The sequence below is a fragment of the Vibrio makurazakiensis genome (assembly GCF_050337375.1).
GTDB lineage: Bacteria > Pseudomonadota > Gammaproteobacteria > Enterobacterales > Vibrionaceae > Vibrio > Vibrio makurazakiensis.
The window spans coordinates 1-7189 of the sequence record NZ_JAKJSW010000207.1; the positions used below are offsets into that span (position 1 = coordinate 1).

Annotated in this window: 10 protein-coding genes; 4 read left to right on the forward strand and 6 right to left on the reverse strand. The window is 41.9% G+C overall.

From position 1 onward, the window contains the following. The 3 genes from L4C33_RS17855 to L4C33_RS17865 all read right to left on the reverse strand — a co-directional run. Positions 1-1073, reverse strand: a 1073-nt coding sequence (locus L4C33_RS17855) for a monovalent cation:proton antiporter-2 (CPA2) family protein (protein WP_428813762.1), incomplete at its 3' end; no start/stop codon positions are given. A 3-nt stretch (positions 1074-1076) separates the two neighbouring features. Continuing rightward, on the reverse strand, positions 1077-1691 hold the full coding sequence (locus L4C33_RS17860) for an NAD(P)H-dependent oxidoreductase (protein WP_428813763.1): 615 nt from the start codon (positions 1689-1691) through the stop codon (positions 1077-1079). A gap of 70 nt (positions 1692-1761) precedes the next feature. After that, the gene (locus L4C33_RS17865; protein ID WP_428813764.1) at positions 1762-2370 is read right to left on the reverse strand and encodes an HAD family hydrolase; all 609 of its coding nucleotides are present in this window, start codon (positions 2368-2370) and stop codon (positions 1762-1764) included. Between the two features lie 141 nt (positions 2371-2511). Between L4C33_RS17865 and L4C33_RS17870 the strand changes: the two genes are divergently transcribed. Continuing rightward, positions 2512-3588, forward strand: coding sequence for a threonine aldolase family protein (locus tag L4C33_RS17870; protein WP_428813765.1), 1077 nt, complete (start codon positions 2512-2514; stop codon positions 3586-3588). 85 nt (positions 3589-3673) lie between these two features. On the opposite strand, the gene arsB is transcribed toward L4C33_RS17870, so the two are convergent. The 3 genes from arsB to L4C33_RS17885 form a co-directional block, all read right to left on the reverse strand. Beyond that, complete coding sequence (gene arsB / locus L4C33_RS17875; RefSeq protein WP_428813766.1) at positions 3674-4726, reverse strand: ACR3 family arsenite efflux transporter; 1053 nt, start codon at positions 4724-4726, stop codon at positions 3674-3676. A gap of 145 nt (positions 4727-4871) precedes the next feature. Then, positions 4872-5210, reverse strand: coding sequence for an ArsR/SmtB family transcription factor (locus L4C33_RS17880; protein WP_428813767.1), 339 nt, complete (start codon positions 5208-5210; stop codon positions 4872-4874). Between the two features lie 167 nt (positions 5211-5377). Continuing rightward, a complete protein-coding gene (locus tag L4C33_RS17885; protein ID WP_428813768.1) occupies positions 5378-5503 on the reverse strand; it encodes a hypothetical protein in 126 nt (41 codons plus the stop codon). Positions 5504-5791: 288 nt separating this feature from the next. Here L4C33_RS17885 and L4C33_RS17890 point away from each other — a divergent pair, with 288 nt between their 5' ends. The 3 genes from L4C33_RS17890 to L4C33_RS17900 all read left to right on the forward strand — a co-directional run. Beyond that, positions 5792-6337: a GNAT family N-acetyltransferase gene (locus L4C33_RS17890; protein ID WP_428813769.1), complete on the forward strand. Its 546-nt coding sequence runs from the start codon at positions 5792-5794 to the stop codon at positions 6335-6337. Between the two features lie 69 nt (positions 6338-6406). Further along, positions 6407-6850, forward strand: a complete 444-nt coding sequence (locus L4C33_RS17895; protein WP_428813770.1) for a YccF domain-containing protein — start codon at positions 6407-6409, stop codon at positions 6848-6850. Positions 6851-6865: 15 nt separating this feature from the next. Beyond that, positions 6866-7189 (forward strand): hypothetical protein (locus L4C33_RS17900; RefSeq protein ID WP_428813771.1); only part of this gene is annotated, 324 nt, incomplete at its 3' end.

Here is a 7189-nt window from a genome sequence, read left to right on the forward strand (position 1 = left end):
AATCCAAACTCACCCGCTTGAGCTAGGCTCAAAGTGAATAGCCAACGGTCACTGTTTTTGATTTTAAAAATTAACGCCAATGAGAATAGGACAAGAGCTTTTAGCGCCATAACCCCAAGGGTTAAACCAATAATCAATCCGAAGTCGTTAAATAGAATACCAAAATCAATACCAGCACCAACGGTGATAAAGAACAGGCCTAGCAGCAACCCTTTGAATGGGTCGATGTTAGATTCCAATTCATGACGGAATTCGCTGTTAGCAAGTACGACACCTGCGAGGAATGTACCCAGTGCAGGTGAAAGCCCGACAAGGCTCATTAGTGCAGCAATACCAATGACTAGCATTAATGCGGTTGCCGTGAATATTTCACGTAGGCCAGAGCTTGCAACGAAGCGAAACAGAGGGCGACTTAGGTAGTGGCCACCAACAACAACCAGAGCGATTGACGCCATGATCACAAGGCCGTATCCCCAACCGGGTAGACCAGCGACTAAGCTGAGTTCTTCATGATGCTCTGCGGCAGAAGCGGTTGCATTTTGTGCTTTTTCAACGAGTTCAGGTAAGGCAAGTAGTGGAATAAATGCCAACATTGGGATGACGGCGATATCTTGAAACAGCAGTACGGAAAACGCATTCTTTCCGCCTTCTGTTTTGTTCAGCCCCTTCTCATTAAAGGTTTGCAGAACAATAGCGGTTGAAGATAGGGCAAAGATAAGACCGATGGTTAGTGCGATAGTCCAAGGTTGTTCAAAGAACAAAGCAATAGCCATCACGATGACGGTAGTTCCGCCCACCTGTAATCCACCTAGCCCCATTAGTCGGTTACGCATCGACCAAAGCATCTTGGGTTCAAGTTCTAGACCGACTAAGAAAAGCATCATCACAACGCCAAATTCAGCGAAGTGTTGAATGGTCGTGGTTTCTTCGCCGACTAAGCCAATAATAGGGCCAATAACGACCCCTGCAATTAGATAACCTAAAACCGATCCCAAGCCTAATCGCTTGGCAATCGGCACAGCAATAACGGCTGCGACAAGGTAGATGAAAGCTTGTAAAAATATCCCAGTCATTCGTTATTCCTTATTGATCAATTCTGCTAGGTCGTGGTTTAGTTTTTCGATCTGGCGAGCTTTTTCCATATCGACTTTATCTGCGACGAGTGCAGTCAGTAAGTCTGAGTATTGAGTGACGTGTTGTTCGATTCGGTTTTCTTCTAAAGCGGTTCGAGCGCCGAACAAAGCAAAAGGGGCCATATAATGCATGCCGCATAAAGACGCTGTTTGTTCTAACGGATGAAGCAGCTCTCGGATGGTGAAGTGGTTATAACCCTCTGTTTGATAGGCGTCTTCTTTACCACCAGCGGTGATTGAGCAAAGTAGAGTCTTCCCTTTGAGTTCATTTCCGTCGGTGCCATAGGCAAACCCGTATTCTAAGACGAGGTCTTGCCACTCTTTTAAAATGGCTGGTGTTGAGTACCAGTACAGAGGGAATTGAAAAACAATCACATCATGTTCGAGTAAGCGCTTTTGTTCCCTGTCGATATTAATGTTGAATGTTGGGTATTCAGCATAAAGGTCAACGGCAGTCACTCCCTCGATCTGTTTGGCTTTTTCAAACAAAGGGGAGTTAGCTTCAGATCGGTGTTGCGAAGGATGGGCAAAAAGCACCAGAACTCGTTTATTCGACATAAGCCCTCATAAAATCATGAATTTAAAGAATGTATTGGCTAACAATAATAGAAGAAGAATTTAATAACAATTAGTTAACGCCACCCGTGAGGTAAAAGTGTAAATCGTCTAAATGTGGCAGGGAAAGGGAAGCCAAATGTTCAAACGGTTTATCCTGGTCATGAGTCACTAAACAGCAAGGCATGTTTGCGTTGTTCGCGGTTTGAAGGTCGTATAGATAGTCGCCAACATAAAGCAAATTCTGAGGGGATATTTGCCACTCTTCAGCCAGAGCGATAAGTGCTTCTGGCGAGGGTTTAGGGGCAAACTCTTCTCTAGATACCACCCTATCTACGCTGATATTACAGTGACTTAACTTCATCTCTGTTGCAGTCATACTATTTCTTGTGACTATACCTGTACGAAACCCGTGGCTTTCTAAGAACTTTATCAAATCATAGCAACCAGGCATTGGAGTCGCATTGGCCGCATCGCTCAACTCATGATCTAATATGAGCTGGTGGGCTTTCTGTTGTAACTCCGCGGTTGGCAAAGAGTCGGAAAAAGTCAGCAAGTCTTCACTTTTTGGGCAGCCTAATTGTTCGCGGAGGTGACTGAAATTGATATTTGAGCTGACAAGGGTATTGTCTAAATCGAAGACAACCGCTTTGATTTCTGAAAGCTTGAGCTCTACGGGCATTTTGACACTCCTAAGCAGGTATATTGGATTAGTGTAAGTTCAATTGTAGTTGATCAACTTTACTCTTTTCAGAGAGATAGTTACCGTATTAAAAACTAAAACTAAAACTAAAACTAAAACTAAAACTAAAAGGAATTAGCCATGGCTACGGATTTACGTACTCAGTGCAAAATAACGATTTCGGGCAACAAAGAACAAGCGCCCGCTCAGTTATTCGCTGAAATGGCAGCATGGTGTGAAGAACACGGCGTTGAACATGATGTTTATGGTGATGGGGAAGTTATTCAAAGCTTCGAGCAAAAAGTCGCAGACGTATTAGGTTATGAAGCGGGGCTTTTTGTTATTTCTGGCACAATGACTCAGCCAACGGTGCTTGAGATGGTGTGTAAACAGAAGAATAACCCATTGGTGGCGATGCATGAATCAAGTCATATTTATCGTCACGAGCGCCAAGGCTATCAGCTACAAGACCGCTTTAAAGTGTTGCCTGTAGGTAATGCGTTCAGAACCTGGGAACTTGAGGATCTAAAAGCGTGGCCAGATGATATCGCAGCGGTACTTTATGAGTTACCTATGCGCGAAATCGGTGGTCAATTACCTAGTTGGAACAACTTACAAGAAATTAAAGATCACTGCCATGAGCAGGGTATTCACTTACACATGGATGGCGCAAGGCTTTGGGAATGTGCAGCTTTTTATGAAAAGACATACCAAGAGATCTCACAAGGGTTCGATACTGCGTATGTTTCTTTGTATAAAGGGATTAACGGCCTAGGCGGCTCTATGCTTCTTGGAGATAAAGCTTTCATCGAAAAAGCATCAATGGAAATGAAAAGACAGGGTGGCAATATTTATCATCGTACGCCTTATATTGTGTCTGCTGCCATGCAATTCGATCGCCGACTAGAAGGGATGCCAAAACTGTTTGAGCGTACCAAACAGGTTTACCAGATTTTTGAAGATTATCCTCAATTCAAGCTAAACCCAGCCAAACCTAACGTTAATATGCTGCATTTGTATTTGCCAACCAGTTATGAAAAAGCACTGATTTTACGTGATCGATTAGCGAAAGAAAAAGGCGTGTGGATTGGACGACCTCAAATCACACCACTGGCTGAAATGTCGCAAATCGAGTGGTATGTTGGAGACCAATTATTAGATCTTCCAGATCATGAGTTGATTGCCATTTTGGACTGGATCTCGGCTGAGATCGAATAGCTAGTTTGTTAACACTGTAGATGGGAAAGGAGAGCTAAATGCTCTCCTTCTTATTATGTTCTGTATTTTAGTGCTGGTTTATAGTTTAAGCCGTTTGCAAGTAGCGACCCTTAGCTCGAAGCGTAAAGTTGACCAAGGCTATGAGTACTGGCACTTCAATCAGAGGGCCAATCACCCCCGCAAAAGCTTKGTCTGAGTTAATACCAAATACTGCGATAGCAACCGCAATAGCAAGTTCGAAATTGTTGCCAGTCGCTGTGTAAGCAATCGAAGCATTTTTGTCGTAAGGGATCCCCATTTTCTTACCAATAAAAAAGCTAATGAAGAACATCAATACGAAATAAATAGTCAGTGGAAGTGCAATACGTACAACATCCATTGGTAGCTCAACAATCATTTCACCTTTAAGGCTAAACATCAGAACAATTGTACCAAGTAGAGCAATTAACGTGATTGGTGAGATACGCGGAATGAAAACATCGTTGTACCAGTTTTCGCCTTTCACTTTCACGAGCACTTCGCGGCTGATAAACCCTGCTAAGAAAGGTACGCCTAAGTAAATTGCCACGCTATGAGCGATGTCAGTTATCGAAATATCAACAACCATACCTTCATAACCGAAAACAGGCGGTAGAACGGTAATAAATAACCAGGCCATAAAACTGTATGTGACGATTTGAAATGCACTGTTTAATGCCACAAGTGCAGCGCCATATTCTTTATTCCCGCCACCAATATCGTTCCACACTAATACCATGGCGATACAGCGAGCAAGACCAATTAAAATGATACCAACCATGTAGCCAGGGTGATCTCCAAGGAAGGTCAGCGCGAGAACGAACATGAGCACGGGGCCAACAACCCAGTTCATGATTAATGAAAGCGTGATGGCTTGCTTGTCTTTGGTTACTTGACCTAATAGACGGTAATTCACTTTAGCTAGTGGAGGGTACATCATTAAGATCAGCCCGATAGCCAACGGAATATTGGTGCTACCGACTGACATTGCTTCATTCCATTCAGAGACTTGTGGGAATGCAAAACCAATCGCAACCCCGATAAGCATGGCTAGAAAAATCCATACGGTTAAGAAGCGATCAAGAAAACCTAATTTAGGTTGTGACAAAGCATCATTCATAAAATTCTCACTTGGTTAATATTTACTAGCTCGATCTATCAACTTACCAATCGTAAATCGTCGAATTGCGATTAAGCTAGGTGCTTTATTACTAGCGAGGAATCTGAAACTGTTACTTACTCAGGTTATCGCTAGTGTACGTTTGTTACTGGAAAATCGTCGTTAACAGTGCTGAATAGTTAGATAATCGCTCGCGATTTACCTGATAGCACATCTTGGGTGGCATAGGTTCTGCTGTAATTAACTGGGATTGCTTTAAAATTCGTAGATGTTCAGAAACGGTCGATTGAGCTAAGCCGAGCTCAGACACTAAATCACTGTTTAAGCAGCCACCGGAATTATCCAAAGTAATAAGGATTTTTAAAATACGAACTCTTGCTGGGTGAGACAGTGCTTTCGAAATTGCAGCAAACTCTTTCTCTTGAAGAAGTTGTTCGTTGGTTGCCGAAAAGTCAGGGGTACAGCTACTGGTACAAGTTTTCATACTTTTACTTATAGTTAATCGTCGAATTACGATTAACTATACTTTATGAGTTTTGGTGACGCAAATATTTACTGAACAAATTTTTTAAATGAGGTTTAAATTACTGGTTAGCAAGGGGGAAGGATGACTACGCCTATCTGATGACAGCAAGCGCAGTTAAAAGCAAACTACATGTATTGGTTGATATACACATCAACTAGGAACATGAATACTGGAATCGTGCTGAGTATTCCAAACCCTACAATAGGGATCCAGTTACTCATTTTCTTTTTTTGTTTTTCTGAATTGCTCATATACAGACCATCAAAGCTATTTGAGAACACTAATTGAGACGATCCTAACAGAAAATTCCACTTGAATCTTTGACCGTTTTCTCGGTAATAGGGCGACGATAAGGAATTTTATGAACCATTCGTTAACTGTCAGTTCATATCCAATGGTTTAAAGTTTAAAACGTCAGCCAAACCATTCATAAATTTTCGCTCTAACATTTTCATTAAATCAATTTAAGTGCTTGTCAATATAGAGATTTTCCGTAAATTGGTTAGAAGAGAATTGATAGGGCACTAGAAAGGATGACTGTGTTTAAGATAGAAACGGAGAATTTGGTTTTACGAGATTTTAAGGTCGGTGATTCACAGGCTTATGTAAATTTAACCCGAGATGAAAAGTACCAACGTTTTTATAGCGAAGAAGACTGCCAGGATTCTAAATCACGAATGTTGGTCGATTTGTTTGTGGAAAAAGCAGTAGAATCCCCGCGAACCATGTATCAGCTAGCGATTACGTTGAAAACCACGGGTGAAGTTATAGGTACATGTGGAATTCGCCTAGAAGAACATTCGCAAGCGTCTATGGGATGTGGTGTTGCTAGGAAATTTCAAGGTACAGGCTTTGCTAAAGAAGCGGCGAGTGCTTTGATTGATTTTGGATTCACTCAATTGAACATTCATCGAGTTTACGCAGAAACAATGGATGCTAATCGTGCTGCGATTGCTTTGTGCAGACAGCTGGGCATGAACAAAGAAGCGCATTTTGTCGAGCATAGGTATTTTAAAAATCAATGGTGGGACACCGTGATTGTTGCCATGCTGAAATCAGATTGGATTAAACGTCGAGGTGAGTGATCCGGTTCTATAACGGGCTGCTCATTTTTATATCGTTTCGGCGTTGTATAACAAGGTAAGTGAGAAAATATGAGAACTATAGGTAATATCATTTGGTTTTTGTTTGGTGGTGTTTTCATGGGTTTAGCGTGGTGGTTTTTTGGGCTGCTCGCTTTCTTGACCATTGTGGGGATTCCATGGGGACGAGCGTGTTTTGTTATGGGAAACTTTTCGTTCTTCCCATTCGGACAAGAAGCTATTTCGCGAGATGAGCTTACTAATGAAATGGATATCGGTACCAGTGGACTTGGCTTCATAGGTAACGTTATCTGGTTCTTATTTGCGGGTATCTGGCTAGCTTTGGGGCATATTGCTTCTGCAGTGGCTTGTTTTATCACAATTATCGGTATTCCATTTGCGATTCAGCATTTGAAATTAGCACTGATTTCATTAGCGCCGATTGGCAAAACGGTTGTTGATAAACGTGAAGCAGAAGCTGCACGTGTTGCTAACTATAATCGTAACAATCGATAAGGATTAAGCCATCAAATGGAATTGAAACAGCTTACCGATGCAGAATGTTGGGGTATCGCAACTGACTTTATGGATAACCTAATGTCTGCATCGACCGAAATTAACCACGCTAAACATTGCCGTGATTTTTCTCCCAGAATGAAAGCCATTGTGACTGAAATGTATTTAGAGGAAGTCTGTAAAGTTTATCAAGCTGAAAAAGGCTTCTTTGCAGCACGTAAGCCTATCGCCATTTTTAGAAGACCAGATTCAGTTGCCTTTATATGGAAACAGGAATTTACGATTGCACAAGGTGAGTTTGTCGCCGAAATGGTTTTGATTGAACAAGATGGTAAATAC

Coding starts and splice junctions, on each gene's coding strand:
- L4C33_RS17880 (WP_428813767.1), bottom strand. CDS start 5,210: ATGAAAACTTGTACCAGTAGCTGTACCCCTGACTTTTCGGCAACCAAC.
- L4C33_RS17885 (WP_428813768.1), bottom strand. CDS start 5,503: ATGAGCAATTCAGAAAAACAAAAAAAGAAAATGAGTAACTGGATCCCT.
- L4C33_RS17865 (WP_428813764.1), bottom strand. CDS start 2,370: ATGCCCGTAGAGCTCAAGCTTTCAGAAATCAAAGCGGTTGTCTTCGAT.
- L4C33_RS17860 (WP_428813763.1), bottom strand. CDS start 1,691: ATGTCGAATAAACGAGTTCTGGTGCTTTTTGCCCATCCTTCGCAACAC.
- L4C33_RS17895 (WP_428813770.1), top strand. CDS start 6,407: ATGAGAACTATAGGTAATATCATTTGGTTTTTGTTTGGTGGTGTTTTC.
- L4C33_RS17870 (WP_428813765.1), top strand. CDS start 2,512: ATGGCTACGGATTTACGTACTCAGTGCAAAATAACGATTTCGGGCAAC.